A 348-nucleotide genomic window follows, 5' to 3' on the forward strand; every position below is an offset into this window, starting at 1 on the left:
GTCTTGAGCTGCCGGCTCAAGCGCGCTTCGCTCCATTGGCGAAGCAGCAACACGACCAGGGCCATGACCAACAACAGGATGGCCACGCTGAACGCGGCGACGATGTTGTATTCGTTGTAGAGAATCTCGATGTGCAGTGGCAGCGTGTTGGTGTAACCGCGGATGTGCCCGGAAACCACCGATACCGCACCAAACTCGCCCATCGCCCGCGCCGTGCAGAGCACCACGCCGTAGACCAGCGCCCATTTTACGTTAGGCAGCGTGACATGCCAGAACATCTGCCAGCCATTGGCGCCGAGCAGGCGTGCGGCTTCCTCTTCGGTAGTGCCCTGTTCTTCCATCAGCGGG

Annotated in this window: 1 protein-coding gene; it reads right to left on the bottom strand. The window is 60.9% G+C overall.

The window, feature by feature from the left end:
* Positions 1-348: ABC transporter permease subunit (locus AC0IYH_RS30105; RefSeq protein ID WP_471837771.1), on the bottom strand; the 348-nt coding region annotated here is incomplete at both ends.

The sequence above is a fragment of the Pseudomonas sp. AC463 genome, assembly GCF_979253585.1.